A 23310-nucleotide genomic window follows, 5' to 3' on the forward strand; every position below is an offset into this window, starting at 1 on the left:
ATTATAGCATATTATTTGTATTGGTCAACGGGTTGTTGTGGTGTGAAATTTTGGAGATATTGTGTTGATAAAACTAATCCCCTCAGCCCTGTATTGGTCTTGCCAATGCGACTGAGGGGATTTTCGGCTATGGGGGTTGGGGAGATGGGGAGATGGGGAGATGGGGAGATGGGGAGATGGGGAGATGGGGAGAAAAATTGCTATGCTACCTTGTCCCCCTTGTCCCCCTTGTCTTCCTTGTCTTCTTCCCCATACCCAATGCTTAGGAAGCTAATGCGACTTCTACCTTTTGCTGTAATTCCCCTTGTTGGTAGAGTTCAATCATAATGTCAGAACCGCCAATGAATTCACCATCAATATACACCTGGGGAAATGTCTGCCAGTTGGAGTATTCTTTAATTCCTTGACGGATTTCATCGTCTGCTAAAACGTTAACGGCCTCAAAAGGAACTCCCAAGCTATTGAGAATTTGGACAACATTGTTGGAGAAACCACACTGGGGCATTAACTTGGTTCCCTTAATGAAAACCAAAATCTTGTTATCTTCTACCAATTGATCGATTTTCTCTTTGAGTTCTGGTGTCATGGTATTTATGTTTCCTAATATTGCACTGAACAATCAGGAATTAGGAGTAAAAAGTAAAAAATGTATTACTCCTAACTTTTGTACAGATGCAGCTAATGGCGTCTGTACTAATAACTCCTAACTTTATATTTACGAAGCTGATTTTGCTTGCCAAGCTTCAGGAGTATATGTTTTTAGAGACAAAGCGTGAATTGCTTGACTCGATATTGCTTGTTGCAACGCACCATAAATTAATTGGTGCTGTTGCACTAGTCCTTTACCTGCAAAGTGCGATGAAACTACTGTCACCTGATAGTGGTCATTACCACCAGTCAAGTCTTGCACCTGAACTTGGGCGTCTGGCAGTTCCGCCACAATCATTGCCTCAACCTGCTGTGGACTAATCATCCCAATTCCTGAAAAAACCTACTCCTCTATTATTAGCAGATATAGAGTAAATCCCTATGCAATTTGCGTATGGGGCATGGGGCATGGGGTATAAATCAAATAGGATTCCTATAATCAATAGACTTCTTGCATAAGTAGGGGAAAGGGTAAGGGGAAAGGGGGAAAGATTTTGTGTTTTTCCTTTCCCCTTTAACCTTTCCGCTTTTCCCGACTTATGCAAAAAGCACTTTTGCAAGAGATATAATGCTTATTTACAGTGTGTAGGTAAAATCTTCCACCAACATACCGGGAACTAAACCACCTCCTAGTTGACGACTTTCGTATGTTCCAACTTCAGGGATAAATTCTTGAAAAGTAGTCAAATCTATGAGGTTTTCTCCCCAAAAGCGGTAGAGACTTTCATCAAAACGGAGGTTTTCAATGGGTGCGATAATTTCTCCGTTTTCTACCCAAAAACAAGCATAACGGGTCATCCCTGTGATTCTACCTGTTTGGCGATCGCTCCAATTCAAGTAATGCAAATTCGATACATATAATCCTGTATCTAAACTGGGAAGAATTTGTTCAAATACTAAATTACCAGGACTCACTTCTGGGGCACGTAACGTCTCTGAACCATTAGCACCATTGGCTATTTTTCCATATTCCTTAGCAGTACGAGAATTCACTAGAGTGTTGACTAAATCTCCTTTTTCTATAATTGGTAACTCTAGGGCTGCGATTTCACCTAATTCATTAAATCGTGGTACTAATCCCCGTTGAAAATTTTCTTTTAAAGTGAATTTTGCAGACAGTTGTTTCTCTTGACGACATAAAGCAGCTAAAGAACTGTTGCCTTGTTGAATATCAGCTTCGCTGACAGAACCCCAAGAAAGCATCATTGATAAATCTGCAACAGCAGCAGGAGCAAAATAAGTTTTGTACTGTCCTCTTGGTAATTCTTTGGATGGACGAGAAAGGAGTTTTAATTGTTTTTTTGCTTCATTGATTTTAGCTATGTATGCAGTTTTATCCCAATCGCTACCTGCAAACGTACCTTTAACTGCTTGCCCAGATGTAATAAATAAAGAATAATCTAAGGTAAAAGAATCAGTAGCAAACCAATGTTTTTGACCGCTAGAATCACCATAGGCTTTAATTACAACTCCCCCGGCATATATGCCAGTAAAATCTAGTTCGGAAATTAATTCTAGAACAGTGGTTACCACTGCTTCTTCTGGCAATAAATTTCCAGAATGGATTTCGCGACTAGTATTATTTCCTGAGGGCAAAACTAAATATGGATCGATGGGTAATAGAATTATTTCATCTCGTAGTTCTTGCAAAGCGCTATAAGCTAACTGCCAGTCTCTCTCCCAATTTCCAGTAAAGGGAAATTGTCGAAAACTACTGCGCTGGTCTTTCATCAAAGTTAGTTCGATCCAACCATCAGCAACATAACCAGTTTGTCGCACTTTTGCATGATTGAAACGAGTAAATTGACTGCGTTCGCTACTGAGCCTGACAGTGAATTCTTCATCTGTTGATTTTTTCAGAAGCAGAGTTTCAATCAATTGATTAAAGCTAACTTCTAAAGTAGATAATTCCTCAAGTTTCATAGATATTACTATTAATATGGGATAGTTTAAAAATTAGGAGTGATGAGTGAGAAGTTATTAATTAAAGTTCAAAGAAAGTTTTTTAATTTCTAATTCCTAACTCTTAACTCCTAACTCCTCACTCTGAAATTTTTTATCTTTCAACTTCCTCCACCAAAAACTTCGACATTAGCAAATACACAAACAGGAGAACCGTGTCCTACCCAAATAGCTTGATTTGGTTCTCCTTTGCCACAATATGGAGTACCGTACATTTCCCAGTTGTTGGCATTTCCTACTTTAATTAAGCTATGCCAAAACTCTGGTGTTGTGGCGCGATAGTTGGGATTGCGGAGGGTTTTGGTAAATTTACCGTTTTCGATTAATTTGGCATATTCGCAACCAAATTGGAATTTATAACGGCGATCGTCAATTGACCAAGAACGATTAGATTCCATATAAACGCCATGTTCTATGCCACCAATAATGTCTTCAAAACCAGCGTCTAGAGGCTCTAAATTCAAGTTAGCCATACGGTCGATCGCTGGTCGATTCCACGAGGAAGCACGGGCACAGGCGACACCAGGTACACCTGCTCTAGCTTGACTCTCTAAGCTACCCAAACCGCGTTGCAGTACGCCTTCTTTGATTAAATACTCTCGTGTTGCCACAGCGCCGGTATCATCAAAGCCATAGCTGGCAAATTCACCAGGGACGGTGGGGTCAAAGGTAATATTCATTAAGGGCGAACCATATACTAGTTTGCCAAAATCACTTTTGCTGACAAAACTGCCCCCGGCATAGTTTCGTTCATCTCCCAAAATGCGGTCAATTTCTAGGGGATGCCCGACACTTTCATGAATTTGCAGCATCATTTGGTCTGGCGCTAAAACTAAATTGGTACGGGTGCTTGGGCATTCTTCTGCTGTTAAAAGTTCTATTGCTTGTTCGCCAATTTGTCGTACCCGATGCCATAAATTCTCTTGTTTTAACAGTTCTAGCCCGCCTTGATAACAGTTTGCTTGAGCGCCGTTGTAGGTGCGTTGCTGTACAATTGGCCCATCTTGTGCAGTGGCTCCGTAATGAGTGCCGATGGATAGAAATTTTTGATAGACTTCCGAGCCATTGCTGCTGACAAACCATGACTCCTTCTCGTTTGTGCTGACACCAGCGATGGTTTGGACAATTTGGTCGTCAACTTTTAGAGTTTGGCAAATGCGAACTAATAAATCGTTGATTTCTCCAGGAGTTAAAGCATCCAATGACTCAAGGAATGGAGAGTTATATTCACCAACGACTTTAGGGCGCTCAGTTTCACGGAAGGGATATATCCACCATTCACTAGCTGCTAGTGCCTGTTTATAGGCTATTTGGGCAGCAGCTTGTAAAGATGGCAATTCTAGGGAGTTGGTAGCTGCATAACCTAAACAGCCATTCACTAAAACTTCTAGCATGGCTCCCACGGTAAAAGATTTACCGTTGGCTTGGGGTAAGCCATCACGCACTAAACGATTTGTAGAAGTTTCCTTAACAGCTCTGATACCAATCCAATCAGCAGGAATATCGAAACTAGCGATCGCTTTTTTGAGTTCAGACAACATAATTTAAGGAATGGGGAATAGGGCATGGGGCATGGGGCATGGGGCATTGAGCATTGAGCATTGGGGAGTTGGGAGTTGGGAGTTAGGAGTTAAAAATTATTCTCCTTGTCTCGCTTGTCTACCTTGTCTCCCTTGTCTTTCTCTAATTTCTATGCCAACGTGTGCCTTCACGGCTATCAATTAGCGTAATACCTTGGGCTTGCAATTCGTTGCGAATGCGATCGCTTTCGGCAAAATCTCTGGCTTGACGTGCTGCTTGTCTTTGTTGAATTTTTGCGTCAATTTCTGCATCGCTTAAACCTTGTATTGTGGAAGTTTCTGCTTCTGGTTTGGCTTCTAAACCCAATACTCCAGCTAATGTGACTAGTGTTTGCCATTGGTGTTGTAACTCTTGTGGCGGTGTTTCGGTTTTGCCTTGATGCACAAGAATATTTCCTTGACGTTGGAGTTCTTTTGCCAATTCAAACAGCACTGTTAAGCCACCAGGAAAATTAAAGTCATCATTGACGAGTTCTTGGAAACGCTCAACGTGTGAATTTTGGATTTTAAATTTTGGATTTTGGATTGGGGAATTTTCTCGATTTTCTAATTCCCAGCCAAGTTGTTTGCCGTATTGGTAGCCAAAAAGTAAACCTGCTTTTAGGGTGTGCCAAGCGTTTGTTTTATCTGCGATCGCTTCGTCGGTAAAATCGATGGGTGTGCGATATTGGGCTGTTAGCACTAATAAGCGCACTGCCATCGGGTCAACTCCTCGATCCAGCAATTCTCGAATGGTGATAAAGTTGCCCAAGGATTTAGACATTTTTTCACCATCAACTTTCACCATGCCGTTATGCAACCAGTAACGTGCTAGGGGTTTTCCTGTGACAGCCTCGGATTGAGCAATTTCGTTTTCGTGGTGGGGAAAAATTAAGTCAGCACCGCCAGCGTGAATATCTATGGTATCACCCAAGCGATCGCGCACCATGGCCGAGCATTCAATGTGCCACCCCGGACGCCCCGCACCCCAAGGTGACTTCCAAGCTGGTTCTCCTGGTTTTGCTGCTTTCCACAAAGCAAAATCAAAGGGGTCTTTCTTTTTCTGGTATTCTGGATCTTCGACGTTGACGCGATCGCTAGCTCCGGCTTGCATATCTTCTAACTTGCGTCCGGAAAGCTTGCCATACTCAGAAAACTGCCGCACTGCATAATACACATCGCCGTCAGCAGGGTAAGCAAAACCTTTATTTTCTAAATCGTGAATTAAGCGCAAAATTCCATTCATTGTATGAGTAGCACGGGGATATTCATCCGCTTCTTTGATTCCCAAGCGTGCCATGTCCTCAAAATATGCTTTGATAAAGCGATCGGCTACGGCTTCCATTGATGAATGCTCAGCACAGGCTCGATTGAGAATTTTGTCATCAATATCAGTAAAATTTTGAATATAACGTACTTCATAGCCGATAAACTGGAGGTATCGACGTACTACATCCCAAACAATGCAAGCTCTGGCATGACCCAAATGGCAATAATCATATACCGTCACGCCGCAGTAATACATCTTAACCTTGCCTGGTTCCACTGTTTCAAACGGTTCTTGACGACGGGTGAGGGTATTGTATAGGGTTAGGGTCATAATCAACTAATGCTGAAATAGAGAGATACGCAATAATAAAGTAAGCAACTGGGATGACAGTCCAGCATCCCTATGCTAGTACAGCACGGCAGAAATAAACAGACCATTAAAAATGGTGCAAAAGCCGAAGATACAATTATGCGTGACTTTTGTACAGACGCAATTAACGCGTCTCTACTTTTGACTTTTGTACAGACGCGATGAATCGAGTCTCTACTTTTGTTTTCTGGACTATCTGCGCTACATTACTATTTTTGATTTTTTTGATAACAGCGCTATGCAATCAGCAGCTACTTCCGAATCTCAGGCAATGGATACACCGAAACAAGGAATGCCAGTAACAATTATCACGGGTTTCCTTGGTAGTGGTAAAACGACTTTACTTAATCATATCCTTAATAACCAACAGGGTTTAAAGACCGCTGTTTTAGTGAATGAGTTTGGTGAAATCGGCATCGACAACGAGCTAATCGTTTCCACTGGTGAGAACATGGTGGAACTAAATAATGGTTGTATCTGCTGCACTATTAATAATGATTTAGTAGATGCAGTTTACAAAGTTTTAGAACGCCAAGAAAATTTAGATTACTTAGTAGTTGAAACAACTGGACTGGCAGATCCACTACCAGTAGCCCTGACATTTTTGGGTACAGAATTGCGGGATCTAACTCGCTTAGATTCAATTATCACCGTTGTAGATGCGGCAAATTACAGCTTAGATTTGTTTAATTCCCAAGCAGCATACAGCCAGATTGCCTACGGTGATGTAATTATTCTGAATAAAACAGATTTGGTTGATGAAGCTACTTTGAATGAATTAGAGAGGAAAATTAACGAAGTTAAAGAAGAAGCAAGAATTCTCCGTACCACGCGATCGCAAGTGCCACTGCCATTAATTCTCAGTGTCGGTCTGTTTGAGTCTGATAAATATTTTGACACAGCAGCAGATCAACACGACCATCACGACCATCACGACCACCACGACCACGACCACTCAACGTGCGGTCATGACCATCACGACCATGACCACGACCACCACCATCACCATCACTCAGACCATTTAGAAAATGATGGCTTCACTTCCATTTCTTTCCAGAGTGACAAACCTTTGTCTATTAGGAAGTTTCAGTATTTCTTAGATAACCAACTGCCATCAAGCATCTTCCGAGCCAAGGGGATTATGTGGTTTGATGAAAGTCCGAAGCGTCATATTTTCCACCTCTGTGGTAAACGCTTCACCTTGGATGATGATGATTGGCAAGGTCAACCCAAAAACCAACTAGTGCTGATTGGTCAAAATCTGGATCGTGAAACTTTAATTGCTCAAATCGAAAACTGCGTTTGCTTACCTTCTAATAGTCGCGGTAAAGGGTTTGGCAAATAAAGGGACTTCCAAATACTGTTGACTGTTGACGGTTGACAGTTAACAGTCAAGGTTTATTTTTTGAGTTCCCTCAGATGCGTGATAATTTAGCGATCGCATTATCATCTCATCTGAACCTCATAATTTTTTATGCGTGTTGTCATCCAGCGAGTTAAATCATCTCAGGTTATCGTTAACGGCGAAATCATCGGCAAAATTGGACGGGGACTCAACTTACTTGTAGGTATTGCTAAGACCGATACCGATGCTGAACTCGACTGGATGGTGCGTAAGTGCTTAGAATTGCGTCTATTTCCTGATGAAGAAGGAAACGAACGCTTTTCAAAATCTGTACAAGAAATTGATGGTGAGTTATTAGTAGTCAGTCAGTTTACCCTTTACGGTGATTGTCGCAAAGGTCGCCGCCCTTCTTTTGACCGCTCAGCCGCCCCCCAATCAGCAGAAGATTTATATAATCGTTTTGTTACCAAATTAATAGCCAGTGGTTTACAAGTCAAAACTGGCCAATTTGGTGCAATGATGGAAGTCTCAATTGAAAACGATGGCCCGGTGACTTTGTTACTTGAAAAAGAAGCAACTTAACCTTGACTGTTAACTGTTGATTGATGACAGTTAACCGATAAGTCCAACCTCCTTTCTTAAGGATGAGGTCTCGATCAAAGTGTCACTAGTCAACCGTCAACCGTCAACCGTCAACCCTCAACACTTGAAAAACATCAATCGTAGTCGCCTCTAGACCGTGAAGTTCTAATTGATGAGAGAATATTAAACTAACGATCGCAAAAGTTTAAATTCATTTATCATGGCCAAAATACAGTTTGCTAGGGGTGTTAACGAAGAAGTAGTTCCAGACGTGCGTTTGACGAGAGGGCGCAGTGGTGAAACTGGCACGGCAACATTTTTTTTTGAAAATCCGAAGATTTTAGACCAAGGCAGTACCGACGACATCACCGGAATGTACCTAATTGATGAAGAAGGCGAAATCATCACCCGTGAAGTTAAGGCTAAATTTATTAACGGAAGACCAGAAGGATTAGAAGCAGTTTATATTATGAAATCTCCTGAAGAATGGGATCGCTTTATGCGCTTTATGAAGCGGTATGGCGATGAAAACGGTCTTGGACTTAGTAAAAATGAATAGGGCATAGGGTATGGGGTATGGGGCATGGGGCATGGTGAAAGGGAAAGGGGTAAGGGGGAAAGGTTTAATTTATCCCTTTACCCTTTACCCTTTACCCTTTACCCTTTCCTCTTTCCCCCATCTCCCCACTCCCCACTCCCCATGACACAACAACCCCACCCAAACTCCTCTGAAATTACACTAATTTGTGCTGTGGTCACTGTCAGCGATACACGCACGGCAAAAACAGACAAAAGTGGTCAGCTAATTCAGCAGTTACTCATTGCTGCTAACCATGCTGTCGGAGCCTATGCGATTATTAAAGATGAACCAACACAGATTCAACAGCAGATAGAAAATCTGGGTAAAAGTGCAAATTTGGATGCTGTAATTTTCAATGGCGGTACCGGTATTGCACCGAGAGATACTACCTATGATGCAATTGAGCAATTATTAGAGAAAACCTTGCCGGGATTTGGTGAGTTATTTCGTTTTTTAAGTTATCAAGAAATTGGCTCGCGGGCGATCGCTTCTCGCGCCGTGGCAGGTATTTATCAAAATAAATTAATCTTCTCGCTTCCTGGTTCCAGTAATGCCGTGCGGTTAGGTATGGAAAAACTGATTTTACCCGAACTAGCTCATTTAGTAAGTCAAATGCGGAAATAGAGTTTAGACTGGTGAATATTTAAGTATAATCGCGTAATTATAGCTAAACCTATGGAGCCAGTATCACTGACAGCCGCAGCGATCGCAACTCTCATTTTCTCAGAAGCTTTGAAGGAAGGCGGAAAAACTTTAGGACAAGGGATTTCACAACAACTTGCTCAACTACTGAATGCGATTCGGCAGAAATTCCAAGGGGCGGGAACAGAAGGAATACTCAAACGAGCCGAAGAAAATCCCACAGACAAGAATCAATCTAAGTTCCAGGATGAACTGGAAACGCAGATGGAGGAAGACGAAGCCTTTGCCAAGCAATTGCAAGCACACCTAGCGGCACTCTACCGTGACCAAGGCAGATACAGCGAAGCGGAACCTCTGTACCTGAAAGCTTTAGATATTTTTGAGCGCCGATTAGGGGTGAATCATCCAAATACTGTTACTGTTGGTAGAGGTTTAGCGAATTTGCGCGATCGCCTCAACTCACAACAGTAAAATTCAAGTTCCCAACCTCATCAATCAAGCTTCTATCTCCAAGTTTCGCGTTCTGAACTCGAAGTTTCGTGTTCCAAACAAGAATGTTCCTGTTTCAAGTGAGAACATTCCTGTTTCAAGTGAGAACATTCCTGTTTCAAGTGAGAATGTTCTCGTTTGAAATGAGAATGTTCTTGTTCCAAACGAGAACGTTCTTGTTCTGAGGTGGAATGATGGTGTTGTAAAGGCGATCGCTCTACCTTTTGACTCGAAGTTTTGTGTTCTGAGGTGGAATGATGGTGTTTTGGGGGCGATCGCTTTTGTTCTGAGGTGGAAATTCAGCAGGGAATGGAGAAATTAGGCGCATTGTTAAAATAGTTAATACAAGCGATTTATGGGAGAAATAGTTATGACAGTTGCAAGTACTAAAAAAATGACTTTTGAAGAATTTCTTCAATTTGATGACGGTACGGATACTTTATATGAATTGGAGAATGGGGAATTAATTGTTATGCCTTTTGAAAGTGAGCTAAATCGGCGAATAGCGACGTTTTTATTAATCTATTTTTCTAAATTAGGTATTCCCTATTACCGCTTGAGTATGAAAACAGAAATTGCTGTAAATAGTCGGATGGTAGGGGTGCGTGTTCCTGATTTGGTGGTGTTTTCCGAAGAGTTGGCGATGGTAATGCAAGTTGCTACACGATCGCTAATTTTGATGGATATGCCGCCGCCGTTGTTGGTGGTTGAGGTGGTGAGTCAGTGCGTTGCGCGGGTTCCCCGCGTTGAAGCAACTGACGAACCCGTAAGGGTGAGTCCGAATCAGGAAAATCGGGATTATCGTTACAAGCGTTCTGAGTATGCAGCGCGGGGTATTGCGGAGTATTGGATTGTCGATCCTATCGCCCAAAAGGTGACAGTTTTGGAATGGGTTGAGGGATTTTATGATGAGCGAGTTTATCAGGGAGAAAGTGCGATTGTCTCTTCAATTTTTGCTAATCTTCAGTTAACTGCTGCTGAAGTTTTGCAAGGATGAGATGCGATCAAAACTATTAATGAAATTCGACAAGTTTTATCACTAGCATCAAGAAAACGACTAGCTGCACCTAAATTAAATCGACTTATATAGTTTTTTATATCTTTTAAGTCTTGCTTGGCAGCAGCACTCAAAACATATCTGCTCATGCTTAACTCTGCTGCGCTTGTTGAATTTCTTCACGTAATTCTCTTAATACTTCTTCCCCATCAAACACATCACCGCGATCGGATTGTTCAATTCCAATACCAATTTCTTTGCGGAGTTCCTCTAATCGCACTAAACGCTTTATTTCCCATTCTTCTAGCAGTTGCAAGGCGGCGCAAATTACCTCAGAAGCAGATGAATATCTACCTTGCTTTACTGTTGATTGGATAAACTGCTCTAGTTCTGGAGTTAAAAATATATTCATAACATGGAAGATAATATTTTAATCAACATGACTACATTTTACTATAGCGATCGCTCGCTTTTAGATTGTAAACTAGGGTGCGTAGACGCAAAGCAGCGAGTCAAGAGACATCGGTTATAGGACTAAATTTCATTAAACTAGATGAAGTGCGATGCCTGGGTTGGGCTACGCCTACGCTTCTTGGCAAATCTTAAAGGCTATTCCATTCTTGGAGCGTGATTTCCCGTTCTAAAATCACCTCAATTTCCCCAATCATCATCCGCAATTGCGGTACAGAATACTCATCATTAGAGGGAATAGTGAGACGATGTTTTCCATACACCATAAACTGATGTCTTGTCCCAGCAAAAGCCCCTTCAAAGCCAAGTTGTCGCAATTTATTGACAAAATCTCGACGCTTACAAGGTATCCATCGGCTCAAGGGTTGGCTCCTGATTTAGATCGATATTATCAATAACTGGTAGAGGATGTCCGAGCTTTAAGCCAAGCAGAATCCAGTCTTCGAGTGTGGAACGCAACTCATTTTCACACTCGCGCAAAGTTACACCAAAAGCAATAACTCCTTTACAAGCAGGAATCTTACCTGCAAAAGTGCCATCTTCGAGTTTGTCATAAATTGCCTGGGCGATCGCTACCTCAACATAGTCGCTCAGAATAAATCTTATCGCCATGAAATCTCGCCTTGTGCTACCAGTTTTATCTTACGTTAAAAAATTGATGACTCTGACGGGTTACCTCAGTTGAATGATGGTGTTATCAAGGCGTAGGCGTAGCCCGCCCTTAGACATCGCTACAAGAGTTTGTTTCTGCTAAGAGAGAATTTCTCACTGAAAAGGAACCCGGTGCTTTAGGCAACTGGTTTTGGGGTTCTGTGGAGTAATGCAGATTCCAAATAAAAAAACCTCGAAGATTCGGGGTTTTTTTCTTAAATTAGTTTTTCAACAATTTTTAGAATGGAGCGATCGCTAAACAAATAACAGCTAAAATTGCACCGATGATATAAAACACTCCAACTACTTGCAATTCTGACCAGCCTGTTAGTTCTAAATGATGGTGTAGCGGTGCCATTTTGAAAAGACGCTTGCCTTTGCCATCGGGGCCTTTGGTGGCTTTGTAGTAACTTACTTGTGCCATTACAGATAAAGTTTCTACGAAGAAGATACCGCTGAGAATGAACAGGGCTACTAAGCTATTTGTTAACAGCGCCACAGCGGCTAAAGCTCCTCCTAGCGCCAGGGAACCAGTATCTCCCATGAAAACGCGGGCTGGGTTCCGATTATGGGCTAAGAAACCCAAACAACCGCCACTTAATGCAGCACAGAAAATCATCAAACCTGGTGCTGTGGGTGCGATGAGAGCGCCTAAGGCTAAAAACGCGATGGCTACTGTTCCCCCTGCTAAGCCATCAATACCATCAGTTAAATTAGTAGCATTACTTTCTGCAACTAGCACAAAACCTGCCAGAGGCCAGAATAAGAAACCCAAAGGTAGTGTCAAGCTAACCCAAGGCAGAGCTATATTTGTAATATTAGAAGGTTGATTAAACATCAGCCATAGGCAAAACACCACCGCAAAACTGATTTGTAAACCCAGCTTCATCCTGGGAGATATACCTTTATTTGATTTACGACGGAGAATTTGCCAATCGTCGAGCCAGCCAATCAACCCGTAGCTGATTGTTAATGCTGAAACTGCAAGCACTTCTGTAGCAAAATTAGACAATACACAGGCAAGTATCACAGCTACAGGGATAAAAAATATGCCGCCCATTGTGGGAGTCCCTGCTTTTTTAAGATGAGCTTGGGGCCCATCTTCACGGATGATTTGTCCAGTTTTCAGTGCTTGTAGTATAGGTATTATTAAATAACCAGCGATACCTGAAGCCAGCGCAGACAATAATAATGGCAACGTTAAGGACATAGCGTGCCAGGGTAACCTATTGGCCAGCCAATCCAAGAAAAATGCGGTTGTGCCTAACCCTAAGGCTAATAAAGAGGCTAGAGCGATTCCAGAAATGTTTAATCCTTGCTCAGGAGATAATTTAGCGTCCACAGAAGTTTCCCTTCACTCCACACTTACAAAAGTAAATACCAGAAACCAGGTATATTACCAAGTTCCCCAAGACAAAATTATTAGTCTTCAGCGATTCCAATATCGTCGTCATCATCAAGGTCGTAATCGCCGATTCCATCTTCTACCCCCATGAGGGAGTCTATTTCTTCTTCATCATCTTGAAAATCCGGTTCGTGAACGTCACGCGCTATGAGACGACCGTTACTTTGTAACCAATCTAGAAGGGAGGATTCTTGCTTCAGGGGGATGACACCAGCTCGTTGATTACGAGGTTCTTCACGTAATGGAGAGTTCAACATATCGAGGAAGACAACAAAAGGTTTACGTAACTTGACATTTAGAGTCTATCACTTGACACGGATTAATTTAGTTATCCTTTCAACCCTTGAGTTGATAAATCCGCATTGAGATAGAAATTTTTATTTAATAAGCTTATGGTTTACGGAAAGTGGTTATTAGTAATTTTTTTGGCTTTACACATAGGTGATGAATAACTTGTTTATGCTGATGAAAAGAAAGTGATTTTTGAGGTCACAGACTATGCTGGGAAAAACGGCTCTTATTGATGCCATCGCTGGTACAAATCGCGGTTTATTGGCGACTGAAGCACAGAAACAGGCTATCTTAGCAGCGATCGCTAACTTAGAAGACAATAATCCTACACCTCGTCCATTAGAAGCAAAGGAATTGCTTGATGGCAATTGGCGATTACTATACACCACTAGCCAGGGCATTTTGAACTTAGATCGTTTGCCTTTTTGCAAACTCGGTCAAATTTATCAGTGTATTCGGGTAGAAACTACCAGAGTTTACAACATTGCAGAAATCTACGGCTTTCCTTATTTAGAAGGTTTAGTCAGTGTTGCTGCAAAATTTGAGCCAGTTTCACATCGACGCGTCCAAGTAAAATTTGAGCGCTCTATTATTGGCTTACAACGTTTAATAGAATACAATTCTCCGGCAACTTTTATCCAACAAATTGAAGCAGGTAAAAAATTTCCGGCAATTGATTATGCTATCAACAACAATCGACAGGAAGGCTGGTTAGATATTACTTATATAGATAACGATTTGCGAATCGGTAGAGGTAACGAGGGAAATGTGTTCGTATTGAGTAAAACATAAGCTTATGCAAAAATACTGTTTGCGAACGAAGGTACGTTATAACGACAACTTTGTCAAGAAGGTTTAAACACTGTTTTGGATTGGGGTGGGGAGGTGGGGAGATGGGGGAGATGAGGGAGATGGGGGAGACTAGGTAGCAATTTTTCTCCCTTGTCTTCCTTGTCTCCCTTGTCCCCCTCGTCTCCTACCTCCCCATGCCCCATGCCCCATCCCCCATACCCTACAACCTAATTCAGACAAATAACTTAACAAAGGCTCTTGCTGCGACCTTCAGGTTGTAGAGTGAAATCAATTAGCCCTCTAAAATTGGCAATCGATCATAAAAAGGGAAAGTAATCATGGTTCAACGTGGCTCTAAGGTACGTATTCTCCGCCCTGAATCCTACTGGTTTCAAGATGTAGGAACCGTGGCTTCTATCGATCAAAGCGGCATCAAATACCCAGTAATTGTCCGTTTTGAAAAGGTCAACTACTCCGGTATCAATACCAACAACTTCGCAGAAGACGAACTATTAGAAGTCGAAGCACCAAAGCCTAAAGCGAAAAAATAAGCAACAAATCCACAAGGGGATTGCTTAATGGGATGATGAAGGGAAGTCTCAAGTATGAAATCTGAAATATGAAACTTTCAGTTCTTTCATCCTTGCTCTTAGCCTATCCTAATCTATAAGAAGCCGCCCTGCGGGTATTTACGGTTTCTGGTTAGAGTAGTATGGTAAAGCCACCTACGGATGTTTACATACTGTGTCATCTTGGTTTGCTTAACTCCCCAAATACACTAATATTTGCTTGCTTAATCAGCTTGAATGCCTGAATTGCCTGAAGTTGAAACAGTCCGAAGGGGTCTAAATCAATTGACCCTCAACCAAAAAATTACGGGTGGAGATGTGCTGCTCGATCGCACCATCGCCTACCCGTTTTCTGTCGGTGAGTTTATTGATGGAATCAAAAATAATGCCATCGCTATTTGGCATCGTCGCGGCAAGTATCTCGTAGCTGAACTCACACCCGTAGAAAAGGACACGGGGACACGGGGACACGGGGACACGGAGAATTCTTTCCCCGCCTCATTGCGTCTCCCACTCTCCGCGTCTCCCCCCATCGCTTGGCTAGGGGTTCATTTGCGAATGACTGGTCAACTACTGTGGGTGGATCGAGATGAACCATTACACAAGCACACGCGAGTTAGATTATTCTTTGGCGATCGCCAAGAATTACGATTTGTGGATCAGCGCACCTTTGGACAAATGTGGTGGGTTCCCCCTGGTGTTCCTGTGGAAAGCGTCATCACAGGTTTGGCAAAATTGGCAGCCGACCCATTTGCCGATGAATTCACCGTTGAGTATCTAGCAGGGAAACTCCAAAAGCGTCGCCGTCCCATTAAGACTGCGCTATTGGATCAGTCGGTGGTGGCGGGATTAGGTAATATTTACGCCGATGAAGCACTATTTAAAAGTCGAATTTTACCTGAAACATTGTGTACTGATTTGCAGCTAAAGCAAATCGAGAATTTACGAACAGCGATAATTCAAGTTTTAGAAACCAGTATTGAAGCTGGTGGTACGACTTTTAGTAATTTTCTCAATGTTAAGGGCGTTAATGGCAACTACGGAGGCGTAGCTTGGGTTTATAACCGCGCCGGAGAACTTTGTCGAATTTGCGATACACCGATTATGCGGATTAAACTAGCTGGGCGATCGAGTCACTTTTGTCCCCAGTGTCAAAGGGGGTAGGGAGTGGGGAGATGGGGAGATGGGGAGGTAGGGGAAAGGGGAAAGGGGAAAGGGKAAAGGGKAAAGGGGAAAGGGTAAAGGGGAAAGGGTAAAGRGATAAATTWAACCTTTCCYCCTTACCCCATGCCCAATGCCCMATGCCCAATGCCCMATGCCCAATGCCCAATGCCCAATGCCCCATGCCTAATGACTTATGAGTTCTAAGTCTCGTAAAATGCAGATAAAACAAGTTACATTCTTTGAGAGGGGAATTCATGGCAGTCAAAAAAGGGGATATGGTTCGTGCTGTGCGCGAGAAATTGGAGAACAGTCTGGAAGCAAAAGCTAGTGATACTCGTTTTCCTCCCTATTTATTTGATTCTAAGGGCGAAGTTGTAGACCTTAAGGGTGATTATGCACTTGTGAAGTTTGGGAAAGTGCCAACACCAAATATTTGGTTACGTGTAGATCAACTTGAAGAGTTTAAATAAGAAAAAAGAATTCAGAATTCTGAATTCAGGAGTCAAAATTAACTATTTATTATGTCTTCTGGATTCTGAATTTTTTCTGACTGGTGGATGAATAAAGAAGTTTAAGTTAAGTAGATGGACATAAATAAATATAATATGTTCTGTCATTGCGAGCGAAGCGAAGCAATCGCAAAGTCTCTGGGATTGCTTCGCTTCGCTCGCAATGACATCTTAGATTTAATCATGACTATCTACTTACCTACAAAATTTAAAATTTGGTGGTCTAGAATTAGTGGTGGGTACTACTCCCAACTAATTGATTCTGAATTCTGAATTCTGAATTCTGTATTCTTCTTTAATTTATGTCTTTTTCTTCTAACTCGCCAATTTTGTGTAATTTACCCCGTGTCACTATTGTTGGTGCGGGTAGGGTTGGCAGTACTTTAGCCCAACGGATTGCGGAGAAAAACCTAGCGGATGTGGTTTTGCTGGATATCATTGCGGGAATGCCCCAAGGTCTAGCATTGGATTTGGTTGAAGCTAGGGGAATTGAATTACATAATCGTCAGATTATTGGCACAAATAATTATGCTGATACATCTGGTTCGCAAATTGTGGTGATTACCGCAGGAATTCCCCGAAAACCTGGTATGAGTCGGGATGATTTGCTGAAAACTAATGCCAAGATTGTAGTGGAAGCGTCAAAAAATGCGATCGCTCACTCTCCCAATGCTATTTTTATTGTCGTTACCAATCCTTTGGATGTGATGACTTATTTGGCTTGGGAAGCAACTGGTTTACCACGCAGTCGAATTATGGGTATGGCTGGTGTGTTGGATTCTGCGCGGTTTGAAACTTTCATTGCCCTCGAATTAGGGGTTTTACCGGCTGATGTCAAAGCAATGGTATTGGGTAGCCACGGCGATTTAATGGTGCCTTTGTCTCGTTATGCGACTGTTAACGGCATTCCCATCACGGAATTGTTGGATGCAACTATAATTGCACGTTTGGTGGAAAGAACTCGCAATGGTGGTGCTGAAATTGTGGAATTAATGCAGACTGGTGGTGCTTTTTTTGCTCCGGCGTCGGCTACTAGTGTAATGGTAGAATCAATTTTATTAAATCAATCGAGATTGTTGCCGGTGGCGGCTTATCTGCAAGGGGAATACGGTTTAGAAGATGTTGTAATTGGTGTTCCCTGTCGCTTGGGATGCGGTGGAATTGAGAGGGTGTTGGAATTAAATCTCACTGATGAAGAAAGAGAAGCTTTGCATACATCCGCTCAATCTGTACGGAAAAATATTGAGCGATCGCAGGAAATTTTGATTAACAATTAGGGAAATCCAAGAAATAAAAATAACTGCTTGAATTTAACTAAATGATGACTGTTGATTGTTGACCGTTGACTGTGAACAGTGAAAGATTTTTGATTTGGAAGTCTGGTTAAGTGATGAAAATGCCCACAGTTTTTATTTGTGGGCAGTTTCATAAAATATTAGCTTGATTTTAACGGCGGTAATCCTGGTCTGCGGGGTCGCCATAGGGGTCTTCGCTGGCTGGACGGACATCGCCGTAAGATCCTATATCTGCGGGGTCGCCGTAGGGGTCTTCGCTAGCTGGACGGACATCTCCGTAAGATGCGATGTCTGCGGGGTCGCCGTAGGGGTCTTCGCTGGCTGGACGAACATCACCATAAGATGCGATGTCTGCGGGGTCGCCGTAAGGATCTTCGCTAGCTGGGCGGACGTTGCGATCGCGATATTCATCTATTTCAGCTTCGTCCCGGTTTGACCCCAAGAGGAAATCTTTCGCCTTTCGCAAAAAGTCATCTACCATGATTTGTCTCCTGATTTAAGTTCGTGTTTCCGACATGAGCGATCGGCGTTATCCTCTCGGAACAGGCTTTGCCGATCTAAAGTCCTGGTGCTGCTAATGAAACTAAGTTACTGAGGTCGCGGCCTGTGGATCGTCCGTTATAACCTTGGAAATCTTGGTACTGTCGCGCTTCAGATTCAGGTACTCGAATTCCTTCTGGTGGTGGAGTTACCCAATGGGCACGATGTTCAGCATCGCGGTAGTATACACGCCCATTTTTGGAAAGATAGTATTTACCTTGCGCTCCTTCTTGTGGAGCATTTTTATGCTGGTTATAGAGGTAGTAAAGTGCTGCTGCACCTGCCAAAATCGCCACTTTTTGTCCCCCAGACAAGCCCTTTTTAACTTCGGGTTGCGCGCTGCGATCGCTCACTGTTCTACCAACAGTATCATCCACAGGTGGTGGTACATTGGCACTCCGGGAACCGCCTCCGCAGCTACTCAGCAATGGCACTGTTAGCAATGCCGAGAGCAATACAGCCAGCAAACGTGAAACTACTTTACGTTCTTTAAATATTGTAATCATCGGATCTCATCATCACCTACGTTTACTAAAAGCCTTGCTGTTGTAGCCACAGAGTTAGAGTTCCTGTTAGTTTACCTGGAATTACAAAAACATTTACTGCTGATTTACAACAGCACAACTAAAGCATTTCATTAATATGATGAGCAAGTTTCTTGAATATTCCATCTTGCCTTTGAGAGAAACTCCCTTCATCCCAACGAAATATCTTGTTGATTTTTGATGAATTTTTTGTTTTGAAAGATAAAATTTTTCAGCAATTTCTCGGTTATTTTTACATCGCTGAATAATTTACAAAGATACAGGTACTACGATGATATTTGTCAAAAAATACACTAAATATGACGACTAAAAACACAATCCAAAGTAAAACTCGCGTGCTTTTAGCTTTGTGGGATTTGGGTGGAATTAAGCAGCAAGTAAGTAAAGGTTTACTCACAAAACGAATTGTATCAAAAACCAAGAAGGTAGCAGATTATCAAGGAATATTCGAGGAATTACAGAAGCAAGGAGCGATCGCTATTTCTAAAAAGGGATATTCTCTGATATCTCCCAAGGGTTTAGAGGTATTGGGTGAGGGTTTGAGGAGTGATGGTTTTAAGTTTGAAGGGACGATTGTTGGCACTTGGGTGGCGAATGCGTTGGTGAAATGGATTAGCCAGATTAATGTTGGGGTAGCTAGCGCAAGTGTAACAGTTAATGGGAAAACTGGGGCGATCGCTTCTTACGACGAGTTTAAGTCAGCAGCGTTGGAAGTCTACGACAAGTTGAACTATGAGTACAACTTTAATAATTTAGTGCCAATTTACCGCATTAGAAGAGAAATAGGCGATCGGGTTAGTCGCACAGAGTTCAGCAAGTGGCTACTAGAAATGCAGGAAAAAGATGTTTTGCAGCTGATGGCGGGAGAAATGCGAGACATCACCCCAGATAAACGCGACGACTCAATAACAGTTCCTGGTGGTGGATTGCGTTACTACACCAAGCTTTTAAATTCCTAAATTTCTTTGAATTTCAATGTAGCTCCTTACCTCAGACAAAATTACTATGGACAGTTCAGCTGTTTCTCCAAAAGAAGCCCTTAACACCGCCATCAGAAACCATAACCCGTTTATCAACGCTGGGATAGTGAAAGAACAGGATGTCTGGGGAAAAGGATTCCCCGATGTGCCAACTTTAAATGCCCACGCTTCTGATGCAGTTTTTCAAGCAATTGATCTGGTGCGTACTAGCCAATCTACTCAAGAGAAGGTGACATCAATTGCCATTACAGCTCAACAGGGTGTGGGTAAAACTCATATCCTTAGTCGCATTCGCCATCAACTGAGAGCAAATGGAACGGCTCTGTTCGTTTATGCAGGTGTTAACAACTATACGGATTTAAACCTAGTTAAATACCAGTTCCAGCAAACCTTGGCGGATAGCTTCAGTAACACTGGTAGTCAAGGAGTAATGCAATGGCAGGAAGTGGCTGCTGCAATGGCCAATGAAGGCTTTAAAGCTATAGATTCCAATTTTCCGAGTCTTTGCTCTCAGGTACTAGTTGAAAGATTTGACAAAGTGTGTTCAAGCTGGTCAGCTAGGAACAAAAATTTGATGGACAGGCTGATTAAAGAAGTTCTGAAAACAAAACCAAATGCAGATCCTTATATTCTGAGGGCTATTTTATGGACTCTTTCAGAAACTCAAGCGTCTTTTGCAATTAAATGGTTGTCTGGTGATGAATTAGCAAGTTCTAATGCTAACGAATTAGGATTACCTAATCCTAGTAAAGCTAGTCAAGATAGGGAATCTGAAGCCCTGAAGAATATTCAGCAAATATTGAATTTAGTGAGCTATTATAACCCCGTTGTGATCTGCTTTGATGAAATAGATGTAGAAAACAACTGTAATGTTGATGGGTTGACAACCCCACAGGTAATTGCTGATTTAGTAAAACGTCTACATGATACTCTCGAACCATCTGCCCTCGGTAGAGGTCTTGTTATTCTCACAGTCATGTTGAGTGATACATGGATAAATAAGGTAAATCTAATGCCAGGTGGAACTCCCGATCGAGTTTCAAAATACACGCAACGAAAACCAATAGATTTAAAAACTCTTAGTGGCGATTCTATGGTCGATTTAGTCACCCTTTGGCTAAGAGAATTTTATGAGGAAAAAAATTTAAAGCCTCATAACCCGCTTTACCCATTTGAAGAAAGTGAGCTAAGAAAATATGGCAAGAACGGACTAACCGTAAGGGAAGCTTTAAACTGGTGTGCTGAAAACTTTAAAGTTGATGATGAGATACTGCCACAAGATCCATTACAAAGATTTTACTTGGCTTTAGAAAGAGAAAGTAAGGTAGATCGTGGAGATTATCTCGATGAAAAAAATAACTCTCTGATTATCAATGCTTTACGTTTTGGCTTTCAGAGTTTGAAAGGTCAGAAATTAGAATGTGAAACTTCGACAGGTGAAAAATTAGAGGAAGTAATAATCGAAGATATTACTGACGTTGAACCAAAGTCAAAAAACCAGGGTTGGATAAGCTTTAAAGTAATTGGCAAAGAAAAAGACAAAGTTTTCAAAATTGGGGTCGCCGTTCTACAGTATTCACATGGAAGAGCAGTAGGAGCAGGAATGTGGCGTTTAATTGAATATAAAACATTTGATATAACGCGAGGTTGTTTAGTCCGTTCTAAAGCAAATAAGATTTACAAAAGTTGGGATTCTTACAGTTATCTAAAAAAACTGGTAGAAGAGCTTGGTGGGGAACATGTGGATTTAAAAATTGAAGAAATTAGAGAATTAATTTACTTCTGTTCTGTTTATAACAACCGCGCAAACTATCAACTAAGTGAAGAACAAATTTTAGAATTTTCCAGAATGTTTACTCGTGAAAATCCTTTGTTACTAGAAATTTTGAGCGATCCTTCTGGTCAGATAGATGAAGAAACTATTGAGGGAGAAGAATTATTAAACGACTTCCTTAACCCATCTACTATAGAAGATATGGATAACTCAGATGATCTGAGTGAGTTGTTGAATTAAACATGAGTAAATCAGTTCTACTTGAAACAGCCTTATCCTTACCAGCTTGTGATATTGAAGCATTAATACAAGGGCGAATGATTGCTGTAATACCTCGAATATTCATTAATCCGGGGCGGCAATTTGCCCTTTATCCAACCAATTTATCAATTAACTTACAACCTCATCAGCGTTATTATCGCTCAAGTTTTTTGACTATTACTCAAACAACTTTAGCCAAAATACCTTGTGATAATGTTGTGATAAAAGCTTGGGCTAGGTGTGAAGGGTGCAAAATGTATTCTCCGGAACTATTTGATACTTTGTCACAATTAACAGTCTGGACAAAAGAAGCATTACAACTATCACTTGGGCAACGACCTCACATTTTTCTGGCTTACTTACGTGTTTATCTGCTATCTGACTATTTGGATATTCTTTCGCAATCTCAAAATAGTCATTTTTTGCCTTTGCGTCCTTCGCTAAATGTGTCTGAAGACAACCCAATTTTAACCGATCGCACTTTCACCCAACGCAAGCATCAATTAGAAAATCTACAGCCACCACTGCATCCTGAACTTGAAGAATTACAAAGTGCGATCGCTTCTCTAATCATTAGCCAACCAGCAGCGAAACAATTAGACGATGATATCAAAGTATTTTTAGGTTGGAGTAGTGACAAGCTAATTAAGCAACCCGATGCAAATTTAGCTTGGATAAATGATATTGCAAAATTAGGCGATCGCAGTATCGAACAAGACGAGAAAAAAAGCAACTACCAAGCTGGTACAGATTTTGAAAATATCGCACGTCAAAGTCTAGAGTTTTTAGGCTTCAAAGTTGAAAGTGCTTTCAAAGGTGGTGCTGGAGGCTTAGATTTATATTGTTCAAAACCTTACCCTATTATTTGTGAGTGTAAGGCGGGTAAGCTGATTCCGAGTCGAACTGTTGAAGAATTACTAAAACTTGGTGGGATGCATTTAGGTAAAACTCAACTATTAACTTCAGCTAAGTTAGTAATTGGCCCTGGTAATCCATCTCCAGATACACTAAAAGCCGCTAAAGAATGGGAAGTAAGTATTATTAATGCTATGACTTTACAAAAGCTCGTTGAATTTAAAGCAAAATACCCAGGTGCTATTAATTTAGTTGAATTACAGCAATATCTACAACCTGGGCAAATTGACTACAAAATTGATGAATATATTGATAAATTGGAGAGAGCGATTAAGTTGCGATCGCACATTATCGAACTTGTCAAAAATTATTTGCAAAACTCAGGCACAGAATCTGCTGGTGTCGAAGCTTTACATGGTGCTTACTTCGGTTCGCTTCCACCGCAGGCATTAAAAACAGACGAAATGCACGAAATTTTAATAGAACTTTCTTCACCATTAACAGGCTATTTAGGACGAATTAAAGGTAGTGATTGGAAGAGCGATCGCTTTTATTTTTTACGTGATTTAGCTATTACTCTAAAATAAATTGCCAATAAATCCTAGCTTGCTTGTGGAGAAATAATATTGCCATAGTTTACTCTACCTCTTGATGCTGCTTTAACTTTCTTCATATAACAAATTGTAACTTTGTGAGGTACGGGTAATTGTAAGGGCGTAGGCTTTGCGTTACCGTAGGATACTACGTGTGTATTTTATTTACCTG

27 protein-coding genes are annotated in these 23310 nt (G+C 41.6%); 14 read left to right on the forward strand and 13 right to left on the reverse strand.

Going from position 1 to position 23310, the window contains the following annotated elements:
* Window positions 1-262 precede the first annotated feature (262 nt).
* The 5 genes from grxD to cysS all read right to left on the reverse strand — a co-directional run bounded on the left by grxD (window position 263) and on the right by cysS (window position 5769).
* Window positions 263-586, reverse strand: a complete 324-nt coding sequence (gene grxD, locus VF06_RS04220; protein ID WP_099066736.1) for a Grx4 family monothiol glutaredoxin — start codon at window positions 584-586, stop codon at window positions 263-265.
* Window positions 587-715: 129 nt separating this feature from the next.
* Window positions 716-973, reverse strand: a complete 258-nt coding sequence (locus VF06_RS04225; protein WP_099066735.1) for a BolA family protein — start codon at window positions 971-973, stop codon at window positions 716-718.
* 251 nt (window positions 974-1224) lie between these two features.
* On the reverse strand, window positions 1225-2571 hold the full coding sequence (locus VF06_RS04230) for a TldD/PmbA family protein (protein WP_099066734.1): 1347 nt from the start codon (window positions 2569-2571) through the stop codon (window positions 1225-1227).
* A gap of 140 nt (window positions 2572-2711) precedes the next feature.
* Window positions 2712-4151 (reverse strand): TldD/PmbA family protein, encoded by a 1440-nt coding sequence (locus VF06_RS04235; RefSeq protein WP_099066733.1) that lies wholly within the window; start codon window positions 4149-4151, stop codon window positions 2712-2714.
* Between the two features lie 142 nt (window positions 4152-4293).
* Complete coding sequence (cysS, locus tag VF06_RS04240) at window positions 4294-5769, reverse strand: cysteine--tRNA ligase (RefSeq protein WP_099066732.1); 1476 nt, start codon at window positions 5767-5769, stop codon at window positions 4294-4296.
* Between the two features lie 277 nt (window positions 5770-6046).
* On the opposite strand from cysS, the gene VF06_RS04245 reads away from it, so the two are divergent.
* From VF06_RS04245 to VF06_RS04270, 6 genes are all read left to right on the forward strand, one after another.
* The gene (locus VF06_RS04245; protein ID WP_099066731.1) at window positions 6047-7153 is read left to right on the forward strand and encodes a CobW family GTP-binding protein; all 1107 of its coding nucleotides are present in this window, start codon (window positions 6047-6049) and stop codon (window positions 7151-7153) included.
* A gap of 129 nt (window positions 7154-7282) precedes the next feature.
* Window positions 7283-7735 carry a D-aminoacyl-tRNA deacylase gene (gene dtd, locus VF06_RS04250; RefSeq protein WP_099066730.1) on the forward strand — a complete coding sequence of 151 codons (453 nt, stop codon included), beginning with the start codon at window positions 7283-7285 and terminating at the stop codon, window positions 7733-7735.
* A 220-nt stretch (window positions 7736-7955) separates the two neighbouring features.
* Window positions 7956-8294, forward strand: a complete 339-nt coding sequence (psb28, locus tag VF06_RS04255; protein WP_099066729.1) for a photosystem II reaction center protein Psb28 — start codon at window positions 7956-7958, stop codon at window positions 8292-8294.
* A 141-nt stretch (window positions 8295-8435) separates the two neighbouring features.
* Window positions 8436-8939, forward strand: coding sequence for a MogA/MoaB family molybdenum cofactor biosynthesis protein (locus VF06_RS04260; protein ID WP_099066728.1), 504 nt, complete (start codon window positions 8436-8438; stop codon window positions 8937-8939).
* Between the two features lie 51 nt (window positions 8940-8990).
* Window positions 8991-9428, forward strand: coding sequence for a tetratricopeptide repeat protein (locus VF06_RS43470; protein ID WP_371411455.1), 438 nt, complete (start codon window positions 8991-8993; stop codon window positions 9426-9428).
* Window positions 9429-9816: 388 nt separating this feature from the next.
* A complete protein-coding gene (locus VF06_RS04270; RefSeq protein WP_099066727.1) occupies window positions 9817-10443 on the forward strand; it encodes a Uma2 family endonuclease in 627 nt (208 codons plus the stop codon).
* On the opposite strand, the gene VF06_RS04275 is transcribed toward VF06_RS04270, so the two are convergent.
* From VF06_RS04275 to VF06_RS04300, 6 genes are all read right to left on the reverse strand, one after another.
* A complete protein-coding gene (locus tag VF06_RS04275) occupies window positions 10410-10592 on the reverse strand; it encodes a type II toxin-antitoxin system RelE/ParE family toxin (protein WP_099066726.1) in 183 nt (60 codons plus the stop codon). The genes VF06_RS04270 and VF06_RS04275 overlap by 34 nt on opposite strands.
* Before the next feature lie 2 nt (window positions 10593-10594).
* Complete coding sequence (locus VF06_RS04280) at window positions 10595-10855, reverse strand: type II toxin-antitoxin system ParD family antitoxin (RefSeq protein WP_099066725.1); 261 nt, start codon at window positions 10853-10855, stop codon at window positions 10595-10597.
* Between the two features lie 190 nt (window positions 10856-11045).
* Entirely contained in the window at window positions 11046-11276 is a 231-nt protein-coding gene (locus tag VF06_RS04285) for a hypothetical protein (protein WP_218963824.1), read from the reverse strand.
* Window positions 11254-11526, reverse strand: coding sequence for a hypothetical protein (locus tag VF06_RS04290; protein WP_099066723.1), 273 nt, complete (start codon window positions 11524-11526; stop codon window positions 11254-11256). The genes VF06_RS04285 and VF06_RS04290 overlap by 23 nt, the downstream gene beginning before the upstream one ends.
* Before the next feature lie 277 nt (window positions 11527-11803).
* Entirely contained in the window at window positions 11804-12907 is a 1104-nt protein-coding gene (mraY, locus tag VF06_RS04295; protein ID WP_099066722.1) for a phospho-N-acetylmuramoyl-pentapeptide-transferase, read from the reverse strand.
* 80 nt (window positions 12908-12987) lie between these two features.
* Entirely contained in the window at window positions 12988-13227 is a 240-nt protein-coding gene (locus VF06_RS04300; protein ID WP_099066721.1) for a DUF3134 domain-containing protein, read from the reverse strand.
* Between the two features lie 241 nt (window positions 13228-13468).
* Here VF06_RS04300 and VF06_RS04305 point away from each other — a divergent pair, with 241 nt between their 5' ends.
* The 5 genes from VF06_RS04305 to mdh all read left to right on the forward strand — a co-directional run bounded on the left by VF06_RS04305 (window position 13469) and on the right by mdh (window position 17572).
* Window positions 13469-14053, forward strand: coding sequence for a PAP/fibrillin family protein (locus VF06_RS04305; RefSeq protein ID WP_099066720.1), 585 nt, complete (start codon window positions 13469-13471; stop codon window positions 14051-14053).
* Between the two features lie 338 nt (window positions 14054-14391).
* Window positions 14392-14604 carry a photosystem I reaction center subunit IV gene (locus VF06_RS04310; protein ID WP_099066719.1) on the forward strand — a complete coding sequence of 71 codons (213 nt, stop codon included), beginning with the start codon at window positions 14392-14394 and terminating at the stop codon, window positions 14602-14604.
* A 255-nt stretch (window positions 14605-14859) separates the two neighbouring features.
* A complete protein-coding gene (locus VF06_RS04315) occupies window positions 14860-15786 on the forward strand; it encodes a DNA-formamidopyrimidine glycosylase (protein WP_099066718.1) in 927 nt (308 codons plus the stop codon).
* Between the two features lie 254 nt (window positions 15787-16040).
* Window positions 16041-16256 (forward strand): NAD(P)H-quinone oxidoreductase subunit O, encoded by a 216-nt coding sequence (locus tag VF06_RS04325; protein ID WP_099066716.1) that lies wholly within the window; start codon window positions 16041-16043, stop codon window positions 16254-16256.
* A 341-nt stretch (window positions 16257-16597) separates the two neighbouring features.
* Window positions 16598-17572, forward strand: a complete 975-nt coding sequence (gene mdh / locus VF06_RS04330; protein ID WP_099066715.1) for a malate dehydrogenase — start codon at window positions 16598-16600, stop codon at window positions 17570-17572.
* Between the two features lie 169 nt (window positions 17573-17741).
* Here the strand turns inward: mdh and VF06_RS04335 are convergent, their stop codons facing one another.
* A complete protein-coding gene (locus tag VF06_RS04335) occupies window positions 17742-18071 on the reverse strand; it encodes a translation initiation factor (RefSeq protein WP_099066714.1) in 330 nt (109 codons plus the stop codon).
* 76 nt (window positions 18072-18147) lie between these two features.
* Entirely contained in the window at window positions 18148-18636 is a 489-nt protein-coding gene (locus tag VF06_RS04340) for a hypothetical protein (protein ID WP_099066713.1), read from the reverse strand.
* Window positions 18637-18974: 338 nt separating this feature from the next.
* Between VF06_RS04340 and VF06_RS04345 the strand changes: the two genes are divergently transcribed.
* Genes VF06_RS04345 through VF06_RS04355 form a run of 3 tightly spaced genes read left to right on the forward strand, consistent with a single transcriptional unit; the run spans window position 18975 to window position 23132 of the window.
* Window positions 18975-19634, forward strand: a complete 660-nt coding sequence (locus VF06_RS04345) for a hypothetical protein (protein ID WP_099066712.1) — start codon at window positions 18975-18977, stop codon at window positions 19632-19634.
* Between the two features lie 46 nt (window positions 19635-19680).
* Window positions 19681-21669: a P-loop NTPase fold protein gene (locus tag VF06_RS04350; protein WP_099066711.1), complete on the forward strand. Its 1989-nt coding sequence runs from the start codon at window positions 19681-19683 to the stop codon at window positions 21667-21669.
* Between the two features lie 2 nt (window positions 21670-21671).
* Window positions 21672-23132 carry a DUF1802 family protein gene (locus VF06_RS04355; RefSeq protein ID WP_099066710.1) on the forward strand — a complete coding sequence of 487 codons (1461 nt, stop codon included), beginning with the start codon at window positions 21672-21674 and terminating at the stop codon, window positions 23130-23132.
* Window positions 23133-23310: the final 178 nt, after the last annotated feature.

It is taken from the genome of Nostoc linckia z4, from assembly GCF_002608075.1.
Taxonomy (GTDB): Bacteria; Cyanobacteriota; Cyanobacteriia; order Cyanobacteriales; family Nostocaceae; genus Nostoc; species Nostoc linckia.

Excerpts from the sequence above, each read along its gene's own strand:
- grxD (WP_099066736.1), bottom strand. The coding sequence starts at position 586 with ATGACACCAGAACTCAAAGAGAAAATCGATCAATTGGTAGAAGATAAC.
- VF06_RS04225 (WP_099066735.1), bottom strand. The coding sequence starts at position 973 with ATGATTAGTCCACAGCAGGTTGAGGCAATGATTGTGGCGGAACTGCCA.
- VF06_RS04230 (WP_099066734.1), bottom strand. The coding sequence starts at position 2,571 with ATGAAACTTGAGGAATTATCTACTTTAGAAGTTAGCTTTAATCAATTG.
- VF06_RS04235 (WP_099066733.1), bottom strand. The coding sequence starts at position 4,151 with ATGTTGTCTGAACTCAAAAAAGCGATCGCTAGTTTCGATATTCCTGCT.
- cysS (WP_099066732.1), bottom strand. The coding sequence starts at position 5,769 with ATGACCCTAACCCTATACAATACCCTCACCCGTCGTCAAGAACCGTTT.
- VF06_RS04245 (WP_099066731.1), top strand. The coding sequence starts at position 6,047 with ATGCAATCAGCAGCTACTTCCGAATCTCAGGCAATGGATACACCGAAA.
- dtd (WP_099066730.1), top strand. The coding sequence starts at position 7,283 with ATGCGTGTTGTCATCCAGCGAGTTAAATCATCTCAGGTTATCGTTAAC.
- psb28 (WP_099066729.1), top strand. The coding sequence starts at position 7,956 with ATGGCCAAAATACAGTTTGCTAGGGGTGTTAACGAAGAAGTAGTTCCA.
- VF06_RS04260 (WP_099066728.1), top strand. The coding sequence starts at position 8,436 with ATGACACAACAACCCCACCCAAACTCCTCTGAAATTACACTAATTTGT.
- VF06_RS43470 (WP_371411455.1), top strand. The coding sequence starts at position 8,991 with ATGGAGCCAGTATCACTGACAGCCGCAGCGATCGCAACTCTCATTTTC.
- VF06_RS04270 (WP_099066727.1), top strand. The coding sequence starts at position 9,817 with ATGACAGTTGCAAGTACTAAAAAAATGACTTTTGAAGAATTTCTTCAA.
- VF06_RS04275 (WP_099066726.1), bottom strand. The coding sequence starts at position 10,592 with ATGAGCAGATATGTTTTGAGTGCTGCTGCCAAGCAAGACTTAAAAGAT.
- VF06_RS04280 (WP_099066725.1), bottom strand. The coding sequence starts at position 10,855 with ATGAATATATTTTTAACTCCAGAACTAGAGCAGTTTATCCAATCAACA.
- VF06_RS04290 (WP_099066723.1), bottom strand. The coding sequence starts at position 11,526 with ATGGCGATAAGATTTATTCTGAGCGACTATGTTGAGGTAGCGATCGCC.
- VF06_RS04300 (WP_099066721.1), bottom strand. The coding sequence starts at position 13,227 with ATGTTGAACTCTCCATTACGTGAAGAACCTCGTAATCAACGAGCTGGT.
- VF06_RS04305 (WP_099066720.1), top strand. The coding sequence starts at position 13,469 with ATGCTGGGAAAAACGGCTCTTATTGATGCCATCGCTGGTACAAATCGC.
- VF06_RS04310 (WP_099066719.1), top strand. The coding sequence starts at position 14,392 with ATGGTTCAACGTGGCTCTAAGGTACGTATTCTCCGCCCTGAATCCTAC.
- VF06_RS04315 (WP_099066718.1), top strand. The coding sequence starts at position 14,860 with ATGCCTGAATTGCCTGAAGTTGAAACAGTCCGAAGGGGTCTAAATCAA.
- VF06_RS04325 (WP_099066716.1), top strand. The coding sequence starts at position 16,041 with ATGGCAGTCAAAAAAGGGGATATGGTTCGTGCTGTGCGCGAGAAATTG.
- mdh (WP_099066715.1), top strand. The coding sequence starts at position 16,598 with ATGTCTTTTTCTTCTAACTCGCCAATTTTGTGTAATTTACCCCGTGTC.
- VF06_RS04335 (WP_099066714.1), bottom strand. The coding sequence starts at position 18,071 with ATGGTAGATGACTTTTTGCGAAAGGCGAAAGATTTCCTCTTGGGGTCA.
- VF06_RS04340 (WP_099066713.1), bottom strand. The coding sequence starts at position 18,636 with ATGATTACAATATTTAAAGAACGTAAAGTAGTTTCACGTTTGCTGGCT.
- VF06_RS04345 (WP_099066712.1), top strand. The coding sequence starts at position 18,975 with ATGACGACTAAAAACACAATCCAAAGTAAAACTCGCGTGCTTTTAGCT.
- VF06_RS04350 (WP_099066711.1), top strand. The coding sequence starts at position 19,681 with ATGGACAGTTCAGCTGTTTCTCCAAAAGAAGCCCTTAACACCGCCATC.
- VF06_RS04355 (WP_099066710.1), top strand. The coding sequence starts at position 21,672 with ATGAGTAAATCAGTTCTACTTGAAACAGCCTTATCCTTACCAGCTTGT.